Annotated in this window: 27 protein-coding genes and 1 pseudogene; 25 read left to right on the forward strand and 3 right to left on the reverse strand. The window is 58.8% G+C overall.

Going from position 1 to position 22,384, the window contains the following annotated elements:
• The first annotated feature begins 1,102 nt into the window (after window positions 1-1,102).
• Window positions 1,103-2,020 carry a restriction endonuclease gene (locus tag BM317_RS00880; protein ID WP_092472723.1) on the forward strand — a complete coding sequence of 306 codons (918 nt, stop codon included), beginning with the start codon at window positions 1,103-1,105 and terminating at the stop codon, window positions 2,018-2,020.
• Between the two features lie 44 nt (window positions 2,021-2,064).
• The gene (locus BM317_RS00885) at window positions 2,065-2,853 is read left to right on the forward strand and encodes a winged helix DNA-binding protein (protein ID WP_092472725.1); all 789 of its coding nucleotides are present in this window, start codon (window positions 2,065-2,067) and stop codon (window positions 2,851-2,853) included.
• 86 nt (window positions 2,854-2,939) lie between these two features.
• Here the strand turns inward: BM317_RS00885 and BM317_RS00890 are convergent, their stop codons facing one another.
• The gene (locus BM317_RS00890; RefSeq protein WP_092472727.1) at window positions 2,940-3,965 is read right to left on the reverse strand and encodes a phage portal protein; all 1,026 of its coding nucleotides are present in this window, start codon (window positions 3,963-3,965) and stop codon (window positions 2,940-2,942) included.
• Window positions 3,962-5,722 carry a terminase ATPase subunit family protein gene (locus BM317_RS00895; protein WP_092472934.1) on the reverse strand — a complete coding sequence of 587 codons (1,761 nt, stop codon included), beginning with the start codon at window positions 5,720-5,722 and terminating at the stop codon, window positions 3,962-3,964. Before BM317_RS00895 ends, BM317_RS00890 begins: the two co-directional genes overlap by 4 nt.
• Before the next feature lie 167 nt (window positions 5,723-5,889).
• Here BM317_RS00895 and BM317_RS00900 point away from each other — a divergent pair, with 167 nt between their 5' ends.
• The 12 genes and pseudogenes from BM317_RS00900 (at window position 5,890) to BM317_RS00950 (ending at window position 12,135) form a co-directional block, all read left to right on the forward strand.
• A complete protein-coding gene (locus BM317_RS00900) occupies window positions 5,890-6,720 on the forward strand; it encodes a GPO family capsid scaffolding protein (protein WP_092472729.1) in 831 nt (276 codons plus the stop codon).
• A gap of 44 nt (window positions 6,721-6,764) precedes the next feature.
• The gene (locus BM317_RS00905; protein WP_092472731.1) at window positions 6,765-7,772 is read left to right on the forward strand and encodes a phage major capsid protein, P2 family; all 1,008 of its coding nucleotides are present in this window, start codon (window positions 6,765-6,767) and stop codon (window positions 7,770-7,772) included.
• 10 nt (window positions 7,773-7,782) lie between these two features.
• Window positions 7,783-8,481 carry a phage terminase small subunit gene (locus BM317_RS00910; protein WP_092472733.1) on the forward strand — a complete coding sequence of 233 codons (699 nt, stop codon included), beginning with the start codon at window positions 7,783-7,785 and terminating at the stop codon, window positions 8,479-8,481.
• Window positions 8,482-8,585: 104 nt separating this feature from the next.
• Window positions 8,586-9,047: a head completion/stabilization protein gene (locus BM317_RS00915; RefSeq protein WP_060738359.1), complete on the forward strand. Its 462-nt coding sequence runs from the start codon at window positions 8,586-8,588 to the stop codon at window positions 9,045-9,047.
• The gene (locus BM317_RS00920) at window positions 9,047-9,259 is read left to right on the forward strand and encodes a tail protein X (RefSeq protein WP_092472735.1); all 213 of its coding nucleotides are present in this window, start codon (window positions 9,047-9,049) and stop codon (window positions 9,257-9,259) included. The genes BM317_RS00915 and BM317_RS00920 overlap by 1 nt, the downstream gene beginning before the upstream one ends.
• Before the next feature lie 45 nt (window positions 9,260-9,304).
• Window positions 9,305-9,628, forward strand: a complete 324-nt coding sequence (locus BM317_RS00925) for a phage holin, lambda family (RefSeq protein ID WP_003183304.1) — start codon at window positions 9,305-9,307, stop codon at window positions 9,626-9,628.
• The gene (locus tag BM317_RS00930; protein ID WP_092472737.1) at window positions 9,625-10,467 is read left to right on the forward strand and encodes an N-acetylmuramidase domain-containing protein; all 843 of its coding nucleotides are present in this window, start codon (window positions 9,625-9,627) and stop codon (window positions 10,465-10,467) included. Before BM317_RS00925 ends, BM317_RS00930 begins: the two co-directional genes overlap by 4 nt.
• On the forward strand, window positions 10,464-10,670 hold the full coding sequence (locus BM317_RS00935; protein WP_092472739.1) for a hypothetical protein: 207 nt from the start codon (window positions 10,464-10,466) through the stop codon (window positions 10,668-10,670). The genes BM317_RS00930 and BM317_RS00935 overlap by 4 nt, the downstream gene beginning before the upstream one ends.
• A complete protein-coding gene (gene lysB, locus BM317_RS30940; RefSeq protein WP_092472741.1) occupies window positions 10,667-11,110 on the forward strand; it encodes an Rz-like lysis system protein LysB in 444 nt (147 codons plus the stop codon). Before BM317_RS00935 ends, lysB begins: the two co-directional genes overlap by 4 nt.
• A pseudogene (gene lysC / locus BM317_RS30850) lies at window positions 11,022-11,210 on the forward strand (Rz1-like lysis system protein LysC); the annotation flags it as partial. The gene lysB and the pseudogene lysC, both read left to right, overlap by 89 nt.
• Window positions 11,207-11,683, forward strand: coding sequence for a phage tail protein (locus tag BM317_RS00945; RefSeq protein WP_092472743.1), 477 nt, complete (start codon window positions 11,207-11,209; stop codon window positions 11,681-11,683). The pseudogene lysC and the gene BM317_RS00945, both read left to right, overlap by 4 nt.
• Complete coding sequence (locus BM317_RS00950) at window positions 11,680-12,135, forward strand: phage virion morphogenesis protein (protein ID WP_092472745.1); 456 nt, start codon at window positions 11,680-11,682, stop codon at window positions 12,133-12,135. Before BM317_RS00945 ends, BM317_RS00950 begins: the two co-directional genes overlap by 4 nt.
• A gap of 29 nt (window positions 12,136-12,164) precedes the next feature.
• Here the strand turns inward: BM317_RS00950 and BM317_RS00955 are convergent, their stop codons facing one another.
• Entirely contained in the window at window positions 12,165-12,722 is a 558-nt protein-coding gene (locus BM317_RS00955; protein WP_092472747.1) for an AbiV family abortive infection protein, read from the reverse strand.
• A 104-nt stretch (window positions 12,723-12,826) separates the two neighbouring features.
• On the opposite strand from BM317_RS00955, the gene BM317_RS00960 reads away from it, so the two are divergent.
• From BM317_RS00960 to BM317_RS01010, 11 genes are all read left to right on the forward strand, one after another.
• Entirely contained in the window at window positions 12,827-13,399 is a 573-nt protein-coding gene (locus BM317_RS00960) for a phage baseplate assembly protein V (RefSeq protein ID WP_092472749.1), read from the forward strand.
• Window positions 13,396-13,740 (forward strand): GPW/gp25 family protein, encoded by a 345-nt coding sequence (locus BM317_RS00965; protein WP_092166531.1) that lies wholly within the window; start codon window positions 13,396-13,398, stop codon window positions 13,738-13,740. The genes BM317_RS00960 and BM317_RS00965 overlap by 4 nt, the downstream gene beginning before the upstream one ends.
• Complete coding sequence (locus BM317_RS00970; RefSeq protein ID WP_060738365.1) at window positions 13,737-14,648, forward strand: baseplate J/gp47 family protein; 912 nt, start codon at window positions 13,737-13,739, stop codon at window positions 14,646-14,648. The genes BM317_RS00965 and BM317_RS00970 overlap by 4 nt, the downstream gene beginning before the upstream one ends.
• Window positions 14,648-15,265 carry a phage tail protein I gene (locus BM317_RS00975; RefSeq protein ID WP_092472936.1) on the forward strand — a complete coding sequence of 206 codons (618 nt, stop codon included), beginning with the start codon at window positions 14,648-14,650 and terminating at the stop codon, window positions 15,263-15,265. Before BM317_RS00970 ends, BM317_RS00975 begins: the two co-directional genes overlap by 1 nt.
• Entirely contained in the window at window positions 15,262-16,647 is a 1,386-nt protein-coding gene (locus BM317_RS30945) for a phage tail protein (RefSeq protein WP_256574009.1), read from the forward strand. The genes BM317_RS00975 and BM317_RS30945 overlap by 4 nt, the downstream gene beginning before the upstream one ends.
• A gap of 2 nt (window positions 16,648-16,649) precedes the next feature.
• Window positions 16,650-17,078 carry a phage tail assembly chaperone gene (locus tag BM317_RS00985; protein WP_060738367.1) on the forward strand — a complete coding sequence of 143 codons (429 nt, stop codon included), beginning with the start codon at window positions 16,650-16,652 and terminating at the stop codon, window positions 17,076-17,078.
• Between the two features lie 116 nt (window positions 17,079-17,194).
• Window positions 17,195-18,364, forward strand: coding sequence for a phage tail sheath protein (locus tag BM317_RS00990; protein WP_092472751.1), 1,170 nt, complete (start codon window positions 17,195-17,197; stop codon window positions 18,362-18,364).
• Window positions 18,365-18,420: 56 nt separating this feature from the next.
• On the forward strand, window positions 18,421-18,936 hold the full coding sequence (locus tag BM317_RS00995; protein ID WP_060738369.1) for a phage major tail tube protein: 516 nt from the start codon (window positions 18,421-18,423) through the stop codon (window positions 18,934-18,936).
• A gap of 50 nt (window positions 18,937-18,986) precedes the next feature.
• Window positions 18,987-19,316 (forward strand): phage tail assembly protein, encoded by a 330-nt coding sequence (locus BM317_RS01000; RefSeq protein ID WP_060738370.1) that lies wholly within the window; start codon window positions 18,987-18,989, stop codon window positions 19,314-19,316.
• Window positions 19,317-19,324: 8 nt separating this feature from the next.
• Window positions 19,325-19,444, forward strand: coding sequence for a GpE family phage tail protein (locus BM317_RS01005; RefSeq protein ID WP_003183333.1), 120 nt, complete (start codon window positions 19,325-19,327; stop codon window positions 19,442-19,444).
• Window positions 19,434-22,379 carry a phage tail tape measure protein gene (locus BM317_RS01010; RefSeq protein WP_092472753.1) on the forward strand — a complete coding sequence of 982 codons (2,946 nt, stop codon included), beginning with the start codon at window positions 19,434-19,436 and terminating at the stop codon, window positions 22,377-22,379. The genes BM317_RS01005 and BM317_RS01010 overlap by 11 nt, the downstream gene beginning before the upstream one ends.
• The last annotated feature ends 5 nt before the right edge of the window (window positions 22,380-22,384 follow it).

Raw genomic sequence — 22,384 nt, forward strand, 5'->3', positions numbered from 1 at the left:
AACACGTTGAATACAAACACTGCAAAAACAGGCTCAAAGCTAGAAAGTACGCGGCCTGAGCCGTCTCGGCGCTTCAGTGTGGCCCCTATGATGGATTGGAACTTCTAATTCTGGAGGCCACGTAATACGCGCCCTTCAGCACTCACCGAGAACGCCCGTACCATTTTCGTACCACCCACGCCCCCAAACATTCCTCTCTTGGTAAGCTGCGCCGTGCATATGGCCGCGCTGTAATGCTTGTCGCTCCAATCCCACCACCCCCAAACGCATCCGACTGACGCTGTGTGCACGAGAGTGCGTGCGTGTGAATGGCGACATGAGGCGGACGGCGCATTTCTGTATGCAGCGTGTCAGTAAATGCCCCGCCCGAGGCGTTTCGGCGCTTTTATGTTGACCCACGGGAAAGAGGTTAGGAGGGTTAGTTTTTTTCTCGCGGCCCTGAAAGCCTTGTCTGGTAAGGCTTTGCGAAGGACTGCCAAGGTTAGCTTCTGGTTAGATTTTGGTAATTTTCTAACCTTTATTGATGTTAAATATTCAGTTTATAAATTCTTTTAAAAACAGATAGTTATAGATTCCTAACCTTTAACCTAACCCAACCTAACCCATCAAAGTTAGGCCTCAAGCCCAACAAATACGGGCCCTCCAGCTCAAAACACCCCTCTCAAAAAAAACCTAACCCTTTTCCCGCGGGGCCTCCGAAATCCGTACGCCGGTGCATGCGTATGAGCATTGCGAAAAGACACCCACCTTCGCGGGGATCCGCAGGTATTCGATAGCCTGGATAAGCTCCGATAGCGCCCAGCGGGCTTGATTTCAATGGGGGGTGCAGAAGTGCGGAAAAAAAGACCTATTTAGACCGGAGGCGAGGTGGGGGGACGACGGCGCGCGCCGCGACAGAAGCACGCCACAGCCCACGATGGATGCACTGGAGCTGAAATTTTTGCAGACAGAAAAAAGCCGCCTCGTTGGACGGTCGCTTTAATTACCGTTAGTCGTAGCCGACGGTTAGCACACGAACGCGTGAATTGATATGTAGTGTCAAAATCAAGGAGCCGATCTATTATTGTCAACCAAGACAAGCCGCAGCCAACAAGGAAAGTAGATGTCCCCTATCGATAAAATCTTTAACGAAATATTTGGCCACCTTCCGAATAAAGCAGGAACGGCCTACGAAATGTTCTCATGCATAGCTGAACACCTAATGTCCGAAGGTAATATTCTTCACGACAATAAAATACGCGGTGAATTTTCTAAAACTCTTTATCAGATCGACGTGCACTCTAGCTCCCCTGACGGCATCGTGATGGGGGAAGCCAAAGATTACACCATACAGAATAGCAAAGTAGGTAGAGCCGACTTACAAAAATTAGCAGGTGCTCTCCCTGACCTACCTGAAGTAACAAAAGGAAAATTCTTCTCTGCAACTGGATATACCTCCCCAGCAAAAAAATACGCTCAAGCCGCCTCAAATTTCTCAGGTCAGAAACCCATCGAAATATTCGAATTGCGGCCAAGCACGGAAAAAGATGAAGAGGGAACAATCAAAACAATAGTAGTAAAAATCCATGTAGTAAAACCACAGGCGCAACTAGGTATCTGGAAGCCTCACTTCACCACGGAGGGACTTGCAGCAATAAAAAACACAGCAATTTCTAAAGACTACGGATTAACTTTAGAAAAGTTCTACAACTCAAATGGCGATCAATCTTTAACTCTTTTCGAGCTCACCAGCACTGGATATGCAGAAACACATTCCGATACAAAATGCGCGCACGGCACATACTTACTAAAGCACCACTATATAATAGTCAACGGAATATTCGCAGAGCTAAAAGGGTTAGAGTACGAAGTCCCTTTCAGCGAGTATTTTTCGACCGTAGAAATAACTGATGATAGAAAGTGCAGATTTATTCTTAAAGACGAATCTGGAGACATCGTTAGATTCATAACCGACGATCAACTGCAAAACTACAGATTCGATAGCGATGGGCGGCTGATTGCCCCCCCTGCGCAGGCGTAGCCATTCATACACTCGTTGAAATTATCGAGCAAGGAGTCATAGCGATGAAGAAAACACTTTTTTGGATGCTAGACAAATTATTGGTTCCAGTTCTCCTGCTCTTTGTTTCAAAAGAATGGTTCATTGGTGTTTGGGGTGCCATTTTCGGGCCTGACAACACATGGTTTTATGAACCTAAAACTTTTACCAGATGGCAATTGCTATTGGCGCTTTCATTTATTGCAGTTTTTTTCATTTGGCACCTGCTAAGCACCCATAGACTTCAGAAAAAAATAAGAACCTTAACTTTAACTTTTGCCGGAACAGAAACCGAGTCCAAGGACATTGTGAGACTCGCAACAATGTCTCTAAAAGAGGCTCAAACATTTGAGCAACTCTACAAACTCCCTCTAGGCGAGTGGCTCCCCCCGTCTACTCTAAACAACAAGTTAGGGTTGAACGACGATCAGGCAGCCCTTGGATATTTAGAGTCTCTTAGAAGCAGAAAGTTAGCTTTGAGGAAAAATTACACCAAGCCGGGACACCCCTTATTCAAATTGTCGGCAGAAGGAAGACGCCTAGCAATTGAGCAACGCAAAGAACTTGATGACATACTGCTCAACACCAAACTAACTACAAATCAAGCACTAGTACTTCGCCGAATTGCTGAAATGTATGAATCACAACAGAAAGCTGACGTAAGAACGTTGGCCACCCAGACATCAATGCCGCCACTTACAATGGAAAAAATCATTGAACATCTAGAAAAAAAGAAGCTAATCACTCATGTATTAGACATCTCTCAAGGCGCAAAATATTACTCTCCAACTCCAGCAGGACGGGACTTCCTATAGTCCTGCCCTTATGTAACTATTAAAGTTTCAATGTAACCATGACGAGTAGGACCATTTGTCCACCTCGTTTTTTCTGAACGTGGCTCTTACATTGCTCCGCCGAATTCGTAGGATTTGAACTTCACTACCTCCTCCCCCACCCACTCATTTAGCTGGGTCATCCGCGTCTGAATGGGCTCGAGTTCATTGGCTACATAGATCTGCGCAGCCTCCCTGATAGACCCGAACCCACCCGCGTTCTGCGGCACAATCCCCATCAACTGCGGTGGAATGCGCAGACTCGCCAGGACGTCATCACGGGTCTGATTCTTGATCGAGTTGAATTCGTCTTTGGCCGCTACCTCGCTGACGGGGATTAGCTGAATCCCGTCCTTCTTGCCTGTAGGTGAATAGACAAACAGATTCCGAAAATTCCCCGGCCCCTTGGACTCCTTCAGCGCTTTACGCAAAGCGTCGATATCCGCCTCGGTCTGCGCCGCGTCGGTCATGTACAGGATGAAACCGGCGTGACTGCCGTTCTCGTAATACTTACGCCGGAACAACGTCGCTGACTCATTCAGCAACGCCGATTGCAAAGCACTGATCCACTCCGGCAACCCATAGATCTCCTGATGCAAATCCGCTTCTCGCAGATGAAAAATGCTCCCTGACTCAAACGCGTGCTCGTTCTTCCAGCCCTGCACCTGGTAGAACTGCCCCTCCGGCCCAACCCGCATGTACTTCGCAAGCGACGGCACCAGTTGCCGGGTGTCGCCCAGCACCGAACGGCGTTTCTCCAGATACCCGTTGCCCAGGCACAGAAAGTCCAGGGCAAACTGTTCAAAAGCCGCCCGGGACAACATCGGATGCGGGATAAAGGTCTTGCTCAACAGGTTGCGCTTGAACATCAACCCCGAATGCAGATGCACGCTCGCCCCCACCGACCGGGCCAGGCCATTAAGCGACAACGGTGGCTCATACCACCGCCCGTTGAACCAGCACTCCAGGTAGTCGAACACCTCCCGACCACCCAGCACCGGCGTCGGGTCACCGAAGCTGAATACCTGGGTACCCGCACTGGCGGCGTCGAGGGTGGCCGGCAGTAGCGCTTGGCTGGCGAGTTGTTCGGTCATGTGAAAATCTCCATTCGCCCAGTATTGGCAGCGGTCTGCCCTTCGAGCGGTTCGTTCTGCAATGCGTGGAAGAGCGCCCAGGCCAGGTCGGCATGGCCGGTGTTGTCGTTGCGGCCGGCGGTGTAGGTGAACTGGCGACCGCCTGCGGTGATGGTTTTGCGAATAGCCATGAGCGACTGAGCCATGTCGGTCCAGCCGGCGTCGAACTCCAGCCGCCCCTTGTGGATCACGTCGTAGGCCTTCAGCACCAAGCGAGTTTTCACCTCGGGCGAGTAGCTAAAGGTGGTCACCGCCGGGAAGAACTGGCGCACCAGCTGGGCCACGCCGCTGCCCAGGCCGGTGACGTCGATACCGATGTAAGTCACCCAGTAGCGGTCGCACACGCCCTTGATAGCGGCGGCCTGGGCGGCGAAGTCCATGCCGCGAAACTGGTGGCGCTCGAGCACGCGGAATTTGCCGCCCGGCACCAGTGGCGGCGCGACCACCACCAGGCCGGAACAATCGCCCGTCTCGGCCGGGTCATAGCCGACCCACACCTGGCGGTCGCCGAACGGGCGCATGGCGAACGGTTTGTAGTCCTCGGCCCACTCCACCCAGCTATCGACCATGCAGGACTGCAACACCGACAGCGGGAAGATGCTCGCGCCGTCATCGACGAACTCGCACATCAGCAGGTTGGCGAACGCCTCGGGGCTGTACTCCCGGCGCAGCTCTTCGATGTCGAACAGGTCGCAGCCGCCCCGCTCCGCGTCGAGGATGGTGACGATCTGGCGCCACAGCCGGTCCTCACAGAACCGCCCCTGTTGGAGCGCGCCGTGGGTCACATCAACCTTAGTGTGCTGCGCGGCGGGCTTGCCCTTGTTGAAGCGCTCGCCCGTCCAGAAGGTGTACGCCTCGTGGGCCATACTCGACGGCGTGGAGAAGTAGGTTTTGCGCCACTTCTTGTGCATCGCCATGCCCGAGGCGACCTTGTTCAGCTCCTCGAACTTGAACGTCCAGAAGAACTCGTCGAAGTAGAAATTGCCGTGATAGCCCTGGGCGGTGCGGGCGTTGGTCCCAAGGAAAAACAGCTCGGCGCCGTTGGGCAATACAATCGGGTCACCGGTCAGCTCGACGCCGATGACTTCCCGGGCGAAGGCCTGGATGTAGCCACGGAACAGGTAGGCCTGGTTCTTTGAAGCAGATAGAAAAATCTGGTTGCGGCCGGTGTCCAGGGCGTCGATGAACGCCTCGCGGGCGAAGTAGTATGTGGCACCAATCTGGCGGCTCTTGAGGATAACGCGGGTGCGCTGATTGCCGGCCCGGCACCAATCTTTCTGGTAGTCGAAACAGCCGTCGATGAAGGCCTCGCGCAGCAGCTCGATCTGGTCTTCGCTGATGTCATTTTTCGGGGACTTTTTCTTTGGTCCTTCGTTACGCTTGGCGAGGTTCGGGTTAAGGTCGGTTTCGGTACCGCCGCCCTGGAAGCGTTGAATGCGGGCCTGGCGTTCAAGCTGGCGGTGCAGCAGGTCGATCTCCTTGAAATCGCCGCCAGTCTTGTTGTCCTTGAGGATCAACTGCACCAAGCGCGCTTCCAGGGCTCCGCCGATGCGCTCGACGTTGTCGGCCCGGTCCCACTCATCGCGGGCCTTCCAGCTGTGTAGCGTTTTTTCTTTTTCGCCCGTAGCCTCGGCGATCTCGCAGATGCGCCAACCCATCCAGTACAGGAACTTGGATTGGCGTCGTGGATCGATAGGCAGCAGGGTGGTCGTCGTCATGGCCGAGATGCTGCCGCCCACGGCGACGACTCAATAGCACCGCCCCTTGTACCCTCCCCGCCTACAGTCCCGTCTCGTTGCCGCCGCTCGCGCCCGTGACGACCATGCCCCTCATTGCAACGCACTGCTCAACCCAGCAGGCGCCCCACGCACTGAGGATTCCCGGCATGAAGAAGTTTCGCAGCAACTGGTTCCGCGTCGCCGTCGAGGGCGCTACTTCGGACAAGCGCACCATCAAACGCAGCTGGCTGGAACAGGCCGCCAAGAACTTCAACCCGTCCACCTACGGCGCCCGTATCTGGCTGGAGCATTTCCGCAGCCTGTTGCCCGACAGCCCGTTCAAGGCCTACGGCGACGTGCTGGCTGTGAAAACCGAAGAGGTGGACATCAACGGCCAGAAGAAACTGGCCCTGTTCGCCCAGGTTGAGCCGACCCCAGAGCTGATCGCCATGAACAAGGCGAAACAGAAGATCTACACCTCCATCGAAATCGACGACAGCTTTGCCGACACCGGCGAGGCCTACATCGTCGGCCTGGCGGTCACTGACTCGCCCGCCAGCCTGGGCACGGACGTCCTGGCGTTCTCTGCGCAGAAACCTGACGCCAGCCCCTTCAAGGATCGCCACTACTCGGCAACGTCGATGTTTACCGAGGCGGTGGAAACCGAGTTGAAGTTCGAAGAAATCGAAGAGAAGCCCAGCATCGGCGCCCAGCTGTTCAACAAGGTGCAAGCGCTGCTGACCGGCAAGCAGGCCAAGGACGACACCGAGTTTGCCCAGATCGGCGAAGCCGTCGAAGCCATCGCCGAACACGTCAAGGATCTGCCCGACCAACTGGCCGCAGAAAAGCAATTCTCGGCGGGGCTGAAAACCCGGCTCGACCAGGTCAGCACGGAACTCACAGAGCTGAAAACCAAGCTCTCCACCACCCAGGACCACAACCAGAAAACGCGTCCGCCTGTAACCGGCGGCAATGACCTGGTCGTGACCGACTGCTGACAGTCAGCCCAACCACAGCCCCCGAATCATGAAGGACGATCAACATGCGTAACGACACCCGAGTACTGTTCAACGCCTACCTGCAACAACTGGCGCAACTGCACGGGGTGACTGACGTCACCACCAAATTCACCGCAGACCCAAGCGTCGCCCAGACGTTGGAAACCCGCATTCAGGAGTCCAGCACCTTCCTCAGCGCCATCAATGTCTATGGCGTACAGGAACAGTCGGGTGAAAAGATTGGCATCGGCATCGACGGCACCATTGCCAGCACCACCGACACCACCGTCAAAGACCGCGAGCCCCACGACCCGAGCGGCCTGGACGACCGTGGGTACAACTGCACCCAAACCAACTTCGATACCGGCCTGCGCTATCAGAAGCTGGACCAGTGGGCCAAGTTTAAGGACTTCCAGGCACGCATCCGCGACGCCATCATCAAAGCTCAGGCCCTCAACCGGATCATGATTGGCTGGAACGGTATCAGCCGCGCCGCGACATCCAACCCAGCAACCAACCCGCTGTTGCAGGACGTCAACATCGGCTGGCTTCAAAAGATGCGTCTGGAAAACCCTGCCCGGGTTCTGGATGAAGTGGTGGACGGCAGCGGCAAAATCGAAATCGGCGCCGGCAAGGACTTTGAAAACATCGACGCCCTGGTCGTCAGCATGGTCAACGAGTTCATCGAGCCTTGGTATCAAGAGGACACCGAACTGGTGGTCATCTGCGGTCGCCAACTGCTGGCCGACAAGTACTTCCCGATCATCAACAAGACCCAGGCGCCAACCGAAATGCTGGCGGCCGACATCGTCACCAGTCAAAAGCGCCTCGGCAACCTACCGGCGGTGCGTGTGCCGCACTTCCCGGCCAACGGCTTGCTGGTCACCCGTCTGGATAACCTGTCGCTGTACTGGCAGGAAGGCACCCGCCGCCGCACCGTCGTGGACAACGCCAAGCGCGACCGCATCGAGAACTACGAATCGGTGAATGAAAGCTACGTCATCGAAGACCTGGGCTGCGCGGCCATGGCCGAAAACATCACCCTGAACTGAGGCGGGCACCATGACCAACCCCTGCCGTCGTCACTTTGAACGTGTCACTGCCGCCATCGAAGCGGCAGCGACCGAGCCCACCCAAACCATGGCCGGCGCCACGGCCTACGAGCACCAGCTCAACCAGCTGTTGCAAGATCGCCTGCGCCTGAAACAGGTCCAGTCCAACCAGGGCAAGGCCGAACTCAAGCGCCAGTTGCTGCCGAGCTATGAATCCTATGTGCAAGGTGTGCTGGAAGGCGGCCAGGGCGCCCAGGACGAGGTCCTGACCACCGTCATGGTCTGGCGCTTCGATGCCGGCGACTTCACCGGTGGGCTCGACATCGCGACCTACGTGCTGGAACACAAGATGGTCATGCCCGACCGCTTCGCACGCACCTTGGGCTGCCTGGTCGCCGAGGAAGTCGCGACGGCAGCCTTCAAGGCCCAGAAGGTTGGCGAACCGTTCGACCTGGCGATCCTGCACCGCACCGCCGAACTCACCGATGCCGAAGACATGCCCGATCAGGCCCGCGCCAAGCTGTTTCTCGCCATGGGCCGCGCCACGCTGGATGGCATCACCGAAGAGGCACCAGGCCAACCCGGCAAGCTCCAGGCCGGTGTGGATCTGCTGAAAAAGGCCATCGCCCTGCACGATGCCTGCGGTGGCAAAAAGGATCTGGAGCGGGCTGAACGCCTGCTCAACAAACTCGCCGGCCCTGCCGGCTAACCGAGCGTCCCCACGCACCCCGCCGGCTCGGGGCGGATCGGCCAGGCCGCTCCTCCTGAACGTGAAGCCCCGACCACCGGCGACCTATTTTTGAGTGCTGTTCCATGAGCGGATTCGTAGCCGGCGGCACCGTCGCCAGCGGCCATATCAACACCGACGCCTTCTGGCCCTCCATCGATCTGGATCAATTGCGCGCCACGCTGAGGATCGACGCGAGCGTCACCGCGCCGCGCCTGGAAACCGCCGCTGTGGCCGCCGCCATCAGCGTCAACCGCGAGCTGAGCGAATGGCGGGCCAGGCAGGAAGCCGCAGGCCATGCCGAACTGGCAGATGTTCCTGGTGACAAGATCAACGACGTGTCGGTACTGGAGCACCTCTACCGCCGCGCCATCGAAGCCGCCACCGGTGCCGAAGTGTGCGAGCGCTACCGTTCCTACGACACCACCAACAGCGGCAACCAGAACGCCGAAGACCTCACGCCAAACATCGACGATTACCGCCGCGACCTGCGCTGGGCAGTGCGTGACTTCCTGGGCATCAACCGAACCACTGTGGAGCTAATCTGATGCCCGTCACCGTGCGCACTTTTCAAAACGACACCGTTGACGCCCTGTGCTGGCGTCACTACGGCCGTACCGCCGGCGTAACCGAAGCGGTACTCGAAGCCAACCCCGGCCTGGCCGATTACGGGCCGATCCTGCCCCAAGGCCTGGCTGTGCAAATGCCAGAAGCCCAGACGGCCGCCCCACAGCGGCAGATGGTGAACTTATGGGACTGATCAACCTGCAGCGAGCCCACGAACCTACCCATCCTGGATTACGGAATGAAGCGCATGCCTGAACGTCCCGACACCTGGGCCTGGCTCGCCGCCTGGCTCGAACAAAACTGGCCTGCCCTTTATGCGGGGATCCTGGCTCTGACCATCGCCGCCTTACGGATCATGTATGGCGGCGGCACCTTGCGGCGGATGGCAGTCGAGGCCCCCCTTTGCGGTGCCCTGGCACTGGCCGCCAGTCATGGCCTGGCTCTGCTCGGTATCCCCGCCTCAACCGCACCGTTCTTCGGTGGGGTAATCGGTTTGCTTGGGGTCGAGGGGACTCGCGCCGCCGCCAAGAAATTTTTCACTCGCAAGGTAGAACAGCTATGACGACGCTTCGCCACGGCGACCGCTCGCAAGCGGTGCGCATCCTGCAAAAGACCCTGAACGACCATGACGCCCGCCTGGTGGTTGACGGCGACTATGGCGATTCAACCGAGGCAGCTGTTCGGGCGTATCAGTTGAAAGTTGGCTTGGTCGCCGATGGCGTTGCCGGCGAAAAGACCCAGGCCAGCCTGGCCGGCGGTGACTGTCAGCTCCTGTTGAAAAACGAAGACCTGGTAAGGGCCGCGCAGATCCTCGACGTACCGCTGGCAAGCGTCTATGCCGTAAACGAGGTTGAATCCAAGGGCAAGGGCTTCCTGGCGAATGGCAAGCCGGTGATTCTGTTCGAGCGGCACATCATGTACCGCCAACTCGCCATGCCGCGCCACCAAGGCGACAACCCCGACGAACTCAAGCGCCACGCCGACCAGCTGGCCGCCGCCAATCCGGCCATCGTCAATCCGAAGTCCGGGGGCTATGCCGGCGGCACTGCTGAGCATCAACGCCTGGGCCATGCGCGCCTGATCGACGACACCGCCGCGCTGGAGTCCGCTTCCTGGGGCGCGTTCCAGATCATGGGCTTTCACTGGCACCGCCTGGGCTATGCCAGCGTGCAAGCGCTGGTCGAGGACATGAGTGCAGGCGAGTCTCAACAGTTCGCCGCCTTCGTGTGTTTCATCCAGACCGACCCGGTGCTGCACAAGGCCTTGAAAGGCCGAAAATGGGCCGAATTCGCCAAGCTCTACAACGGCCCGGATTACCAGCGGAACTTGTACGACATCAAGCTCCAGCGCGCCTATGAGCGGCACGCTGAGTGCGGCTGCGGCCAGGCGGTGGCGGCATGATCGATCTGGAGGCGGTGCGCAAACTGGACGTCCAAGACGGCAACCTGTTGGTGGTGCCGGACAATACCGAGCAAGCCGATATGGAGCTGCTGTGCGAAGCCCTGGCCTACATGACACCCGGTTGCCGGGTAGTCATCGTGCGAGGCCCGGTGGAGCTGATGGACGTCGGCGAAATGAACAAACTGGGCTGGTACCGCGCATGAGTACCCTGCGCCAGGCGCTGTATGGCATCGCCCTGCTGGGCGCCCTGGCACTGCTCATCTGGGGCCAGGAACAACGCATCACCGTAGCCGAGAAGGACACCGAGCTGGCAGCGAAGGACACCAAAATCGCACGCGACGAAGCTGACAGGCTGCGCGCAAACCTCAGCACGCTGCAAACTACCCTGAACGCTGAGCGTATTGCCCAGGCCACCCTGCGGATCCAACAGGATCAGCTGCGCCAGGGCCTGGCAAAGCGCGAGCAAACCATCGAGGCGCTGAAACGTGAAAACGAAGACCTTCGCAACTGGGCTGACCAGCCTTTGCCTGAGCTTGCTCGTCGGCTGCGCGAGCGCCCCGCCCTCACCGGCGCCGACGCTTATCGTCAGTGGCTGTCCGGCCGTGGTGCCCTGCACCCTGCCGGCGACAAGCCCGCTCAATAACGGCGATCAGCTCACCGACCAGGACCGCGTCGAAGCCGCATGGGCTGAATGCGCCGGCCAGGTAGACATGGTGTTCAACCATCAACAGGCGGCCCCATGAACAAACCCGAAAGCCTGCGTGCCCACCTGCTGGCGACCGTGGCAGAACTTAAGCACAACCCTGACCGGCTGCTGATCTTCATCGACAACGGCAAAATCCGCTGCACCGCGGCTGCCTCGCTGTCGTTCGAATACAGCTTTGATTTACAGGTCATCCTCACCGACTACGCAGGTCACCCCGACAGCGTCATGTTGCCATTGCTGGGCTGGCTGAGCGTGAACCAGTCCGAACTGCTGGAGAACCTGAACAAGTCCGCCGAGGGCATCCAGTTCGAGGCCGACATCCTGGACAACAGCAAGGTGGACCTGAGCCTGACACTGCCGCTAACCGAGCGTGTGGTTGTGGGGAAAGACGCCGACGGCAATACCACCGTCCACCATCCTGGTGAACCTCGGCAGGTAGCCGCGTTCCTCGACCCGGCGTGGATACCTGGCGCCCAAGGCACCGACAGTGAATGGGTTGTGCCGAAATGACCAACCGATTGGAAACGCTGGAGGATTGGGCGGCCGGCCTGCTGGGACAACTGGAACCGGCATCGCGCAACAAACTGGCTCGCAGCATCGGCCAGATCCTGCGGCGCAGTCAGCAGCAGCGGATCATCGCCCAGCGCAACCCGGACGGGAGCAAGTACGTACCGCGAAAACAGCGTAACTTGCGGGGGAAGCAAGGACGGGTAAAGCGGAAGGTGCAGATGTTTCAGAAGCTTCGCACAGCGAGCTTTTTAAAGATTCAAGGTGATGGGAATGCAATAAGCGTTGGGTTTACGGGACGAATCGCACGTATTGCCCGAGTGCATCAATACGGCCTTAAAGATCGTCCTGAACAAGGTGCCCTGGATGTAAGATACGATAAACGTGAACTGCTAGGGTTTACAGAGGCAGATATTGATTTGATTCGCGATGAACTACTTAACCATCTAACCTAAAAATTCACCTATAGACCAGTTCAAACTATTCATTTATTTACCACCTCTCTTACTATTGGGTTGACTAAAGACTCAGAGCGCCAATGCGCACATAAAGATTCAAAAGCCCTTTCTAACATTTTCGATGCATGTTCAAAATTTATTTCTTTAAGAGGCAATACGGCTCGACCATTTTGCACATCCACGTAAGTGGATTTATTTTTGAGAACAACGCGGCCGTGCGACAACTCCCGCGCTTCGGCCAACCACTTGAGATCAGAGTCGTTTTCCAAATCCAGATCAATGCCAAACATATAATGGTGAACATCATCTGAATCAACTTTTGCCTTATGATCGCGAAACCGTTTCATTACCTTCTTCCAATCTACAGTATCGCCACTTTGAAGCCCACCGACGGCACCGACAATCATGGGCAACTTTCCTAATTCCTCGCAGCAAAAATAAGCAAGCAAATAAGCTCTTGCAAAAAAACCATGCTCAAGCAGAAGCCTTGCTTCTTTATGTAATGATTCTGCATTTTCAAATACATCCAGCCTCAACTGGTGAAGCTGATCAATTGTCATCTGTTTCATTTTCAGCACCCGCATAATTGGAAAAGCTCCTCCGAGCTTAGCACCAGCGTTCTTGTAATGGCGTGTCGTACAAACCCTTACGGCTGCATGCTCACGCGCGTGGCGCCACCATCGGCGCCATGAACGACTTAGCCACCCTCGCCCGCCTGATCGAAAACCTCATCCGCTTCGGCACTATCGCTGCCGTCCAGATGCAGCCCCCGCGTGTGCAGGTCAAAACCGGAACCCTGACCACCGCCTGGCTGCCGTGGGTCACTCTGCGGGCCGGCGCCGACCGGGAGTGGAACCCGCCGACCGTCAACGAACAAGTTCTGTTATTCAGCCCCTCGGGCCAGCTCGGCAACGGCGTCGCCTTGACCGGCCTGTTCAGCGACCAGATCCCCGCCAACGGCGACCGCGAAGGCCTGCACCGCGTCACCTACCGCGACGGCACGGTGATCGAGTACGACAGCGTCGCTCACCACCTCAACGCCACGCTCACCGATGGCGGCACCACCAACCTCATCAGCACCGGCGGCATCAACATCGTCGGCAACATCACGCACCAGGGCGACTACACCCAGAACGGCAACCAGAACGTCACCGGTAAGGTCACCGTGTCGGTAGATGTGGTGGCCGCCGGCATCAGCTTGGTGAAACACCTGCACGGCGGCGTCATGCCTGGCAGCGGCAAGACGGGAAAACCGGAATGAACCGACACACCGGCGCTGCCATCACCACCGTGGAGAGCATTGCCCAATCCATGAGCGATGTCCTCAGCACGCGCCTCGGTACCCGGGTGATGCGCCGCGAATACGGCAGCCTGTTGCCCGAACTGGTGGACCAGCCTTTCAACGACATCACCCGCTTGCAGGTGTACGCCGCCACCGTCATGGCGCTGATGCGCTGGGAGCCCCGTATAACCCTGAGCCGCGTGCAGTTCCAGGGCGCCACCCTGCAAGGTCAAGCATCACTGGACATCGAGGGCAGCATCGTCGATAGCAACGAGCCGCTGAGCCTGAGCGTGCCGCTGAACCTTGGGGGTAGCGCATGAACTCATTCGTCGCGATTGACCTGGGCCAGCTCCCTGCGCCCGAAGTCGTAGAGCAAATCGATTACGAGCAGATCCTCGCCGAGCGCAAGGCCTACGCCATCAGCCTCTGGCCGGTCGAGGAACAAGCCGAGATCGCCGCACGGCTTGAGCTGGAATCTGAGCCCCTGACCAAACTGCTCCAGGAGAACGCCTACCGCGAGACGGTGTGGCGCCAGCGCGTCAATGAGGCATCCGTCGCCAACATGCTGGCTCTGGCAAAGGGCAGTGACCTGGAGAACCTGGCCGGCAACTTCAACGTCAAGCGCCTGGTCATCCAGGCCGCCAAGCCCACGGCCGTGCCGCCGGTACCGTTGCTGATGGAAAGCGACGACAGCCTGCGGGAGCGGGCTCAAATGGCGTGGGAAGGACTGAGCACCGCCGGCCCGCGCAATAGCTACATCTTCCATGCGCGGTCTGCTGACGGCCAAGTGGCCGATGCCACTGCCGAGAGTCCCGCCCCAGCCGAGGCGGTGGTGACAGTGCAATCGATCCTGGGTGACGGTACCGCCTCGCCCGCGCTGCTGGCAAAGGTCAATGCCTACCTCAGCGACGACGACCGCCGCCCGGTCGCGGATCGGCTCACCGTGCAAAGTGCGCAGGTCATCAACTACCAGGTCAAGGCCAAGCTGTTTCTTTCGACGTCCGGCCCTGAGAGCGAGTTGATTCTCGCGGCGGCCAATGCGCAGTTGCTGGCCTTCGTGCACCAGCGGCGTCGCCTGGGCCTGGAGGTTTCAGAATCAATCATCCACGCCTCGCTACACGTCGAGGGTGTGCGCAAGGTCGTGCTGGAGAACTGGGCCGACATCGTTGCCACGAAGTACCAGGCGCCGTACTGCACGGCCGTCGATTTGGCGTTGGGGGTTGAATGATGGCTGACGCGCCCCTTCTTCCAAGCAATTCGACGCCGTTGGAGCGCCAAGCGGCGCAGGCACTGGCTCAGATCCAGCGCGTGCCGATTCCGCTGCGCACTCTGTACAGCCCCGACCGGTGCCCGCTGCCTCTTTTGCCTTACCTGGCCTGGGCCTTTTCCGTGGATCGCTGGGACAGCAAATGGACCGAAGCGGCCAAGCGCGCCGCCATCCGCAGCGCGTACTACATCCATTCGCGCAAGGGCACCATCGGCTCACTGCGCCGCGTCGTTGAACCGCTCGGCTACCTGATTGAAATCATCGAATGGTGGCAGACCGTACCGGTCGGCCCTCGCGCCACGTTCAAGCTCAAGGTCGGCGTGCTGGACACCGGTATCACCGAAGAGATGTACCAGGAACTGACCTGGCTGATCGACGATGCCAAGCCCCTGACACGCCACCTCACCGGGCTCGCCATCAGCCTGGAAACAACCGGATCAGTTCATATCGGCGCCTGCGTCACCGAAGGCGACGAGATTGATATCTACCCACCTACACAGCGAGACATCGAGGTCACGGGCTACATCCATCAGGGCGGCCGTGAACACCAGATCGACACCATGGACATCTACCCATGACAGACCAAAACAGCCAGTTTTTCGCCATCCTCACCGCCATCGGCAAGGCCAAGCAGGCCAACGCGGACGCCTTGGGCATTCCCTGGACATTCGCGCAGATGGGCGTCGGGGACGCCAACGACACCGACCCAATCCCCAACGAGCAACAGACGCACTTAATCAATGAGCGTCGACGCGCCCCGCTGAATCAGTTGAAGGTTGACTCAGCCAACCCGAACATCATCATTGCCGAGCAGGTTATTCCTGAGAACGTAGGTGGGTGGTGGATTCGTGAGGTTGGTTTGTATGACGCCGACGGTGACCTGGTCGCCGTGGCGAACTGTGCGCCAAGCTTCAAGCCGTTGCTGACTCAAGGATCTGGACGTACCCAGGTGGTGCGCATGAACCTCATCATCAGCAACACCGCCAACGTCGAGTTGAAGATTGACCCGTCCGTTGTGCTGGCTACTCGTGCTTATGTGGACGGCTTGACTGTACGAGCCAACCAAGTCGAGGCCGAGACAGGAACGGAAAACAGCAAAATCATGACCCCGTTGCGGGTATTTCAAGCCATTGGCAAGGTAATAAAACAGGCAACGGAGAGTGCATTCGGCTGGGCAAAAATTGCTACCCAAGCTCAAGTCACCACAGGGATAGATGACACAGCAATCGTCACGCCCAAAAAACTCAGGGCTGCTCAAGCCACGCAGGTGGAAGCCGAGGCAGGCACTGACAATACAAAAGTTATGACACCGCTACGCGTGTTCCAGGCCATCGCCAAAGTAGTAGGACAGGCCACCGAGACGGTGTTCGGCTGGGCAAAGGTCGCCACCCAAGTCCAAGTCACTACAGGCACAGACGACACCTGCTTCATAACGCCGAAGAAGCTTCGTGCCGCACAAGCCAATCAGGCTGAGGCCGAGGCTGGAACTGACAATACAAAGATCATGACCCCGCTGCGGGTATTCCAAGCCATTGCCAACGTAGTGACCCAGTCAACGGAGTCGGCTTTCGGTTGGGCAAAGATCGCAAGCCAATCGCAAGTCAATTTGGGCACCGACGACGGGACCATTGTTTCTCCCAAAAAACTGCGATGGGGCTTTTCCATCAGTCTGACCAGCAACGGCTACATCGTCTTCCCGACATGGCTCGGCGGCTTGATCATTCAGTGGGCAAATGGAGCGATCCCTGCGGGAGCAGGCATCGTACATGTGAACCTGGCGCTGGCGTTTCCGAACACATTGACCGCCTACTCTGTCTCCACCTCACAGACGGGGACGATGATGAGTGCACAAAGTGCGACCCCCAACGGAATCGATTTATTGGCACGTACTGTCAGCGGAGGGGCGATATCGACTCCCCCGGGGGTCATTGGATACACGTTCATTTGTTTGGGGAGCTAGTCATGCGCAAGTACAGCAAAACAACGGGGAACTGCTACATCGTTGGTCTGCATACCGAAATACCCGCCGATGCCGTGGACATCCCCGATGACCGTTATGACCAGGTCATTGCCAATCCTGCTTTCGGCAAGATTCGCGCTCACGACCCCGATGGCCTACCGACGCTAATCGATCCTCCACCAGCAACCATCGAGGAGCGGACGGCAGCCGAACGCCTTTGGCGGGACGCCCAAATCGAAAGCGTACGCTGGTTGCGGGAGCGTCACCGTGACGAAGTCGATTCAGCCCGGCCAACGACCCTCACGGCTGAACAATCAGGGGAACTGCTCGATTACGTACAGGCCCTGCGCGACTGGCCGCAAACAGCGGCTTTCCCTGCCGTCGAGTTTCGGCCCATGGCGCCGTCATGGATCGCTGGGCAGGTTCAATGAACTGTTTAAGTCATCTCGTCCTGTAACCCCCTCCCCTACAAGCCCCCGCGCTCGCCCAACCGGCGCGCGCGCGGCAGCCTGTGCACTGTCATCCCAATCACTGCGCAGGCAAACCCATGTCCGATTATCTTCACGGCGTGCGGGTCATCGAACTCAACGACGGCACCCGCCCCATTCGCACCATCCCCACCGCTGTTATCGGCATGGTCTGCACGGCCGACGACGCCGATGCCACCGTTTTCCCATTCGACACACCGGTATTGCTGAGCAACGTTCAAACCGCCATCGGCAAGGCCGGCACCACGGGTACCCTGGCGAAGAGTCTTCAGGCCATCGCCGACCAGACTAAGCCCTACACCATCGTCGTGCGAGTGAAGGAAGGCGCCACCGAGACAGAAACCACCAGTGCCCTGATCGGCACCACCACGGCCGAGGGCAAATACACCGGCATGAAAGCCCTGCTCGCTGCCAAGGCCCGCCTTGGCATGGTGCCGCGCATCCTCGGAGTGCCAGGCCTCGACAGTCTGCCGGTCGCCACCGCCCTGGTCACCATCGCCCAGCAGTTGCGCGCATTCGCCTACATCAGCGCCTGGGGCTGCAAAACCAAGGAAGAAGTGGTCGCCTACCGTGACAACTTCGGCGCTCGGGAGGCCATGGTCATCTGGCCGGAGTTCCAGAACTGGAGCACCGTCACCAACGCGACCGTCACCGCCTCGGCCGTGGCCCGTGCATTGGGCCTGCGCGCCAAGATCGACCAGGAAGTAGGCTGGCACAAGACGCTCTCCAACGTCGCCGTCAATGGCGTGACCGGCATCAGCGCCGACGTGTTCTGGGATCTGCAAAACCCGGCCACGGACGCCAACTACCTCAACAGCAACGAAGTCACCACGCTCATCAATGAGGGCGGCTTTCGCTTCTGGGGAAGCCGCACGACCAGCGAAGACCCTTTGTTTGCCTTTGAGAACTACACGCGCACTGCGCAGATCCTCGCCGACACCATGGCCGAAGCGCATATGTGGGCCGTGGATAAACCCATGCATGCCTCCCTGGTGCGCGACATCATCGAAGGGATCAACGCCAAATTCCGCGAGCTGATCGCGGCGGGCTACCTGATCGGCGGCAGGTGCTGGTACCCAGAGGACGCCAACGACAAGGACACGCTCAAGGCCGGCAAGCTGTTCCTGGACTACGACTACACGCCGGTACCACCGCTGGAAGATCTCACGTTGCGGCAACGCATCACCGACCGCTACCTGATCGACTTCGCCAGCAAGATCAACAGCTAACCCGGGCCTCCCCGCAAGGGGAGCTGACCCGTGCCTGAGCAACGGAGACACGCACCATGGCTATGCCTCGCAAACTCAAAAACCTCAACCTGTTCAACGACGCCAACAGCTACTTGGGCGTGGTCAAAACCGTCACTCTGCCCCCGCTCGGCCGCAAGATGGAAGGCTATCGCGGCGGCGGCATGAACGGCCCGGTCAAGGCCGATCTGGGCTTCTCGGATGATGGCATCCAATTCGAATGGAAGACCGGCGGCCTGGATCTGATCGCACTCAAACAGTTCGGCGCCGTCAACGCCTCGGGCGTCGCGTTACGCTTCACCGGATCGTTCCAGCAGGACGACACCGCCGAGATCAGCGCCGTAGAAGTCGTAATGCGCGGCCGGCACGAAACCATCGAAATGGGCGATGCGCAGCCGGGTGAAGACACCGAGCACAGCATCACCACCACCTGCACCTATTACAAACTGATCGTCGATAACGAAGAGATCATCGAAATCGACCTGCTCAATTTCATCGAAGTCGTCGATGGCGTAGACATGATGGCCGAGCAGCGCCGAGCCCTCGGCATCTGACCAATCTCGCCCTGATCCAGGGCGGTTAACCCTGCAAACTGGAGCAAGTTATGAAACCAGAAGACACCCTCGAAGCGCTGCCCCCGGTTGACGACAACACCGTCACCCTGGACACCCCGATCACCCGTGGCAAGACCGTCATCGACAGCATCACCCTGCGCAAACCGCAATCCGGCGAGCTGCGCGGCGTGCAGTTGGTCGAGCTGCTGAACATGGACGTAGCCACCCTCATCAAGATCCTGCCGCGCATCAGCAGCCCAGGCATCACCGCCCCCGAAGCCGCCACTATGGACCCGGCCGACCTCCTCGCCTGTGGCAGCAAGATCTCCGGTTTTTTGTTGCAGAAGTCGGTGAAGACGGACGCGTCCCTCGTTGCGTAGAAGACGCCATGGCCGACCTGGCCGTGGTTTTTCACTGGGCACCGGCTGACATGGACCAGCTGGGCCTTCAAGAGCTGATGGAGTGGCGCGAGCGCGCCCGGGTGCGGAGTTCCACCGATGGCGAATGACTTAAAACTTCAGGTGCTGCTCAATGCCATCGATAAGGCGAGCGGCCCTCTGAAGGCCATCAACAACGGCAGTATCGGGGCCGCCCGCGCCCTCAAGGAAGCCCGCGACCGCCTCAAGGAACTCAACGCTCAACAGAAGGACGTCAGCGCCTGGCGCACCCAGCGCGCTGCCGCCGAGCAAACCGAGCAAGCCCTCGTCGCCGCCCGCGAAAAAGTACGAGCGCTGTCCCAACAGTTCGCTGCCACCGGTGCGCCAACCAAGGCGATGACCAAGGAATTCCGTGCAGCCGTTCGCGAAGCGCAGAAGCTCAAGGAACAACATCAACAACAGGGCGAACAGCTCCAGGCCCTGCGCAGCAAACTGCAAGGCGCCGGCATCAGCACCAAGAACCTCAGCAGCCACGAACGCCAGCTGCGCGAGCAAATTGGCGCCACCAACGCCAGCATCAGCGAACAGGGCAAACGCCTGGTCGCGTTGAATGCTCAGCAAAAGCGCCTTGCCATCGAGCGCGCCAAGCTGGAGAAAACACAGAACCTCGCCGGCAACATGGCTATGAACGGCGCCGCCGGCCTGGGTGTGGGGTATGCAGCAAGTCGGCCGGTGGCTAAGGCCATCGGTGCCTTTGCGCCAAACGAAGACTCGGCCACGCAACTCAAGGTTTCAATGATGGACGGCACCGGCAAGGTGTCTGAAGACTTCCAGAAAATCACCGACCTGGCGACCAAGCTTGGCGACCGCCTGCCTGGTACCACGGCCGACTTCCAGGAAATGATGACCATGCTGCGGCGCCAGGGCCTGAGCGCGCAGAGCATCCTCGGCGGCACCGGTGAAGCGGCCGCGTACCTGGGCGTTCAATTGCAGATGCCCGTAACCGCCGCGGCTGAATTCGCCGCGAAGATGCAGGACGCGACTCGAACATCCGAAAAAGACATGATGGCGCTGATGGACATCATCCAGCGCGGGTTCTACTCCGGCGTAGACCCGACCAACATGCTCCAGGGTTTCAGCAAGATCGCGCCGGTCATGGACACCATCAAAAAATCGGGAATCGACGCCGCTGCCGAGCTGGCCCCGCTGCTGATCATGATGGACCAAGCTGGCATGGAAGGCGGTGCCGCCGGTAACGCCTACCGGAAGATCTTCCAGGCCGGCCTGGACAAGGACGGGATCAAGGACGTCAACAAAATCATGGAGCTGGAAGGCAAAAACATCCGCTTCAAGTTCACCGACGACAAAGGCAACTTCGCCGGCCTGGAGAACCTGTTCGCCCAGGTCGAAAAACTCAAATCACTGAACGACGAAGACCGCACGTCCACGATCAAACTGCTGTTCGGCGACGACTCCGAAACCATGACCACCTTGAACACCATGATGAACAAGGGAATCGCGGGTTATCGGGAAGTGCAACAAAAGCTTCAAAACCAGGCCGACTTGCGCAAGCGAGTCAACGAACAGCTCGCCACGCTCACCAACGTAATGGAGGCCGCAGAAGGCAGCTTCACCAACGCCCTGGCTGAGTTCGGCGCCGCCGTTGCGCCCGAGCTGAAACAGATCATCACCACCTTGGGAGAAGTCGCTAACAGCGTTGGCGCCTGGGCTCGTGAAAACCCAAGACTGGCGGGCGGCCTGGTGAAGGTAGTAGCGGCCGTTGCCGGTCTGGCCTTCGTGTTTGGGGGCCTGGCCTTGACGATGGCGAGTCTGCTCGGCCCTTTCGCTATGGTGCGTTACGGCATGGGCATGTTTGGCATTCGCTTGGGCATCGTGAAAGCCCAACTGATAGGCACGCGCACCGCAGCAGCAGGCGCCGGAGCCAACATTGGCAGGCTTGGGAAAGTCTGGCGGTCCCTGGTAGCCACTCGCTCGGCGGGTGGATTGCTCAGTGCGTTACCCGCTTTCGTCAGCAGCGCCCGCCTGGCTGCCGCCAGCGTGCTGCCGATGCTCGGTGGAGCGATCAGTGCCGTCGGTACCGCCATCATGGCGACGCCCATCGGCTGGCTGCTGGCGGCTATCGCCGCCCTGGTTGGTGCTGGTGTGTTGGTCTACAAGTACTGGAACCCCATCAAGGGCTTTTTCCTCGGTTTCTGGCAGGGGCTCGTCGGTGCCCTTCAACCCGTGCTCGATAGCTTTGCAGGCCTCGGCCAATCGCTGCTAAACCTGGGCCAAGTCGTCATGACGTTGCCAGGTGTCGGGGCAGCCTTGGAGCTTCTGGGTAGCATCGCTCGCCCGTTGTTCAGCTTGATCTCGGCAGGTGTCAGCAGTCTGATCAACTGGTTCGGCCAGCTACTCACTCCCGTCGAAGATGTCGGCGGCGCGGCTCAGTCAATGGGCGAGCGTTTTGGCGCAGTCATCGGCAACATGCTCAGCCTTTTGTTGGGTCTACCCGCACAGTTCGCTGAACTGGGTACGCAGATGATTCAAGGCCTAGCAAATGGCATCACCAACAGCCTGACCGTAGCCAAGGAGGCCATTACCGGGGCAGGCGATGCGGTGATTGGTTGGTTCAAGGAAAAGCTCGACATCCACAGCCCCTCGCGTGTGTTCGCGGAGCTGGGCGGCTTCACCATGGCAGGCCTTGCTCAGGGGCTTGAGGGCAGCCAGAACGGGCCGCTGAGCGCCATGACCAGCCTGAGCAAACAACTCACGGCAGCCGGCACACTGGCCCTCGGCGCAACCGCCATGCCTCTGGCCGCCATGCCGTTGCCGCAATTTCCGGTCGGGGCTGCCGGTGCCTCTTCGTTGTCGATCGATGATCGTGCGCCCATCAGCCCTGCACCGGCGCCGGTTCATGACAGCCACGACACCTACGAAATCAACATCCACACCACGCCAGGCATGGACGCCCAGGCGATCAGCCGCGCCGTGCGGGCCGAGCTGGCGCGTATCGCTAGCGAGAAAGCCGCACGCCAGCGCAGCAAACTGTCAGATCTGGAGTAATCCCC

It is taken from the genome of Pseudomonas sp. NFACC24-1 (genome assembly GCF_900115235.1).
Taxonomy (GTDB): domain Bacteria; phylum Pseudomonadota; class Gammaproteobacteria; order Pseudomonadales; family Pseudomonadaceae; genus Aquipseudomonas; species Aquipseudomonas fluorescens_AA.

Bases quoted from the DNA above. Each gene is read 5' to 3' on its own strand.
- BM317_RS00880 (WP_092472723.1), top strand. From the start codon at position 1,103: ATGTCCCCTATCGATAAAATCTTTAACGAAATATTTGGCCACCTTCCG.
- BM317_RS00885 (WP_092472725.1), top strand. From the start codon at position 2,065: ATGAAGAAAACACTTTTTTGGATGCTAGACAAATTATTGGTTCCAGTT.
- BM317_RS00890 (WP_092472727.1), bottom strand. From the start codon at position 3,965: ATGACCGAACAACTCGCCAGCCAAGCGCTACTGCCGGCCACCCTCGAC.
- BM317_RS00895 (WP_092472934.1), bottom strand. From the start codon at position 5,722: ATGACGACGACCACCCTGCTGCCTATCGATCCACGACGCCAATCCAAG.
- BM317_RS00900 (WP_092472729.1), top strand. From the start codon at position 5,890: ATGAAGAAGTTTCGCAGCAACTGGTTCCGCGTCGCCGTCGAGGGCGCT.
- BM317_RS00905 (WP_092472731.1), top strand. From the start codon at position 6,765: ATGCGTAACGACACCCGAGTACTGTTCAACGCCTACCTGCAACAACTG.
- BM317_RS00910 (WP_092472733.1), top strand. From the start codon at position 7,783: ATGACCAACCCCTGCCGTCGTCACTTTGAACGTGTCACTGCCGCCATC.
- BM317_RS00915 (WP_060738359.1), top strand. From the start codon at position 8,586: ATGAGCGGATTCGTAGCCGGCGGCACCGTCGCCAGCGGCCATATCAAC.
- BM317_RS00920 (WP_092472735.1), top strand. From the start codon at position 9,047: ATGCCCGTCACCGTGCGCACTTTTCAAAACGACACCGTTGACGCCCTG.
- BM317_RS00925 (WP_003183304.1), top strand. From the start codon at position 9,305: ATGAAGCGCATGCCTGAACGTCCCGACACCTGGGCCTGGCTCGCCGCC.
- BM317_RS00930 (WP_092472737.1), top strand. From the start codon at position 9,625: ATGACGACGCTTCGCCACGGCGACCGCTCGCAAGCGGTGCGCATCCTG.
- BM317_RS00935 (WP_092472739.1), top strand. From the start codon at position 10,464: ATGATCGATCTGGAGGCGGTGCGCAAACTGGACGTCCAAGACGGCAAC.
- lysB (WP_092472741.1), top strand. From the start codon at position 10,667: ATGAGTACCCTGCGCCAGGCGCTGTATGGCATCGCCCTGCTGGGCGCC.
- BM317_RS00945 (WP_092472743.1), top strand. From the start codon at position 11,207: ATGAACAAACCCGAAAGCCTGCGTGCCCACCTGCTGGCGACCGTGGCA.
- BM317_RS00950 (WP_092472745.1), top strand. From the start codon at position 11,680: ATGACCAACCGATTGGAAACGCTGGAGGATTGGGCGGCCGGCCTGCTG.
- BM317_RS00955 (WP_092472747.1), bottom strand. From the start codon at position 12,722: ATGCGGGTGCTGAAAATGAAACAGATGACAATTGATCAGCTTCACCAG.
- BM317_RS00960 (WP_092472749.1), top strand. From the start codon at position 12,827: ATGAACGACTTAGCCACCCTCGCCCGCCTGATCGAAAACCTCATCCGC.
- BM317_RS00965 (WP_092166531.1), top strand. From the start codon at position 13,396: ATGAACCGACACACCGGCGCTGCCATCACCACCGTGGAGAGCATTGCC.
- BM317_RS00970 (WP_060738365.1), top strand. From the start codon at position 13,737: ATGAACTCATTCGTCGCGATTGACCTGGGCCAGCTCCCTGCGCCCGAA.
- BM317_RS00975 (WP_092472936.1), top strand. From the start codon at position 14,648: ATGGCTGACGCGCCCCTTCTTCCAAGCAATTCGACGCCGTTGGAGCGC.
- BM317_RS30945 (WP_256574009.1), top strand. From the start codon at position 15,262: ATGACAGACCAAAACAGCCAGTTTTTCGCCATCCTCACCGCCATCGGC.
- BM317_RS00985 (WP_060738367.1), top strand. From the start codon at position 16,650: ATGCGCAAGTACAGCAAAACAACGGGGAACTGCTACATCGTTGGTCTG.
- BM317_RS00990 (WP_092472751.1), top strand. From the start codon at position 17,195: ATGTCCGATTATCTTCACGGCGTGCGGGTCATCGAACTCAACGACGGC.
- BM317_RS00995 (WP_060738369.1), top strand. From the start codon at position 18,421: ATGGCTATGCCTCGCAAACTCAAAAACCTCAACCTGTTCAACGACGCC.
- BM317_RS01000 (WP_060738370.1), top strand. From the start codon at position 18,987: ATGAAACCAGAAGACACCCTCGAAGCGCTGCCCCCGGTTGACGACAAC.
- BM317_RS01005 (WP_003183333.1), top strand. From the start codon at position 19,325: ATGGCCGACCTGGCCGTGGTTTTTCACTGGGCACCGGCTGACATGGAC.
- BM317_RS01010 (WP_092472753.1), top strand. From the start codon at position 19,434: ATGGCGAATGACTTAAAACTTCAGGTGCTGCTCAATGCCATCGATAAG.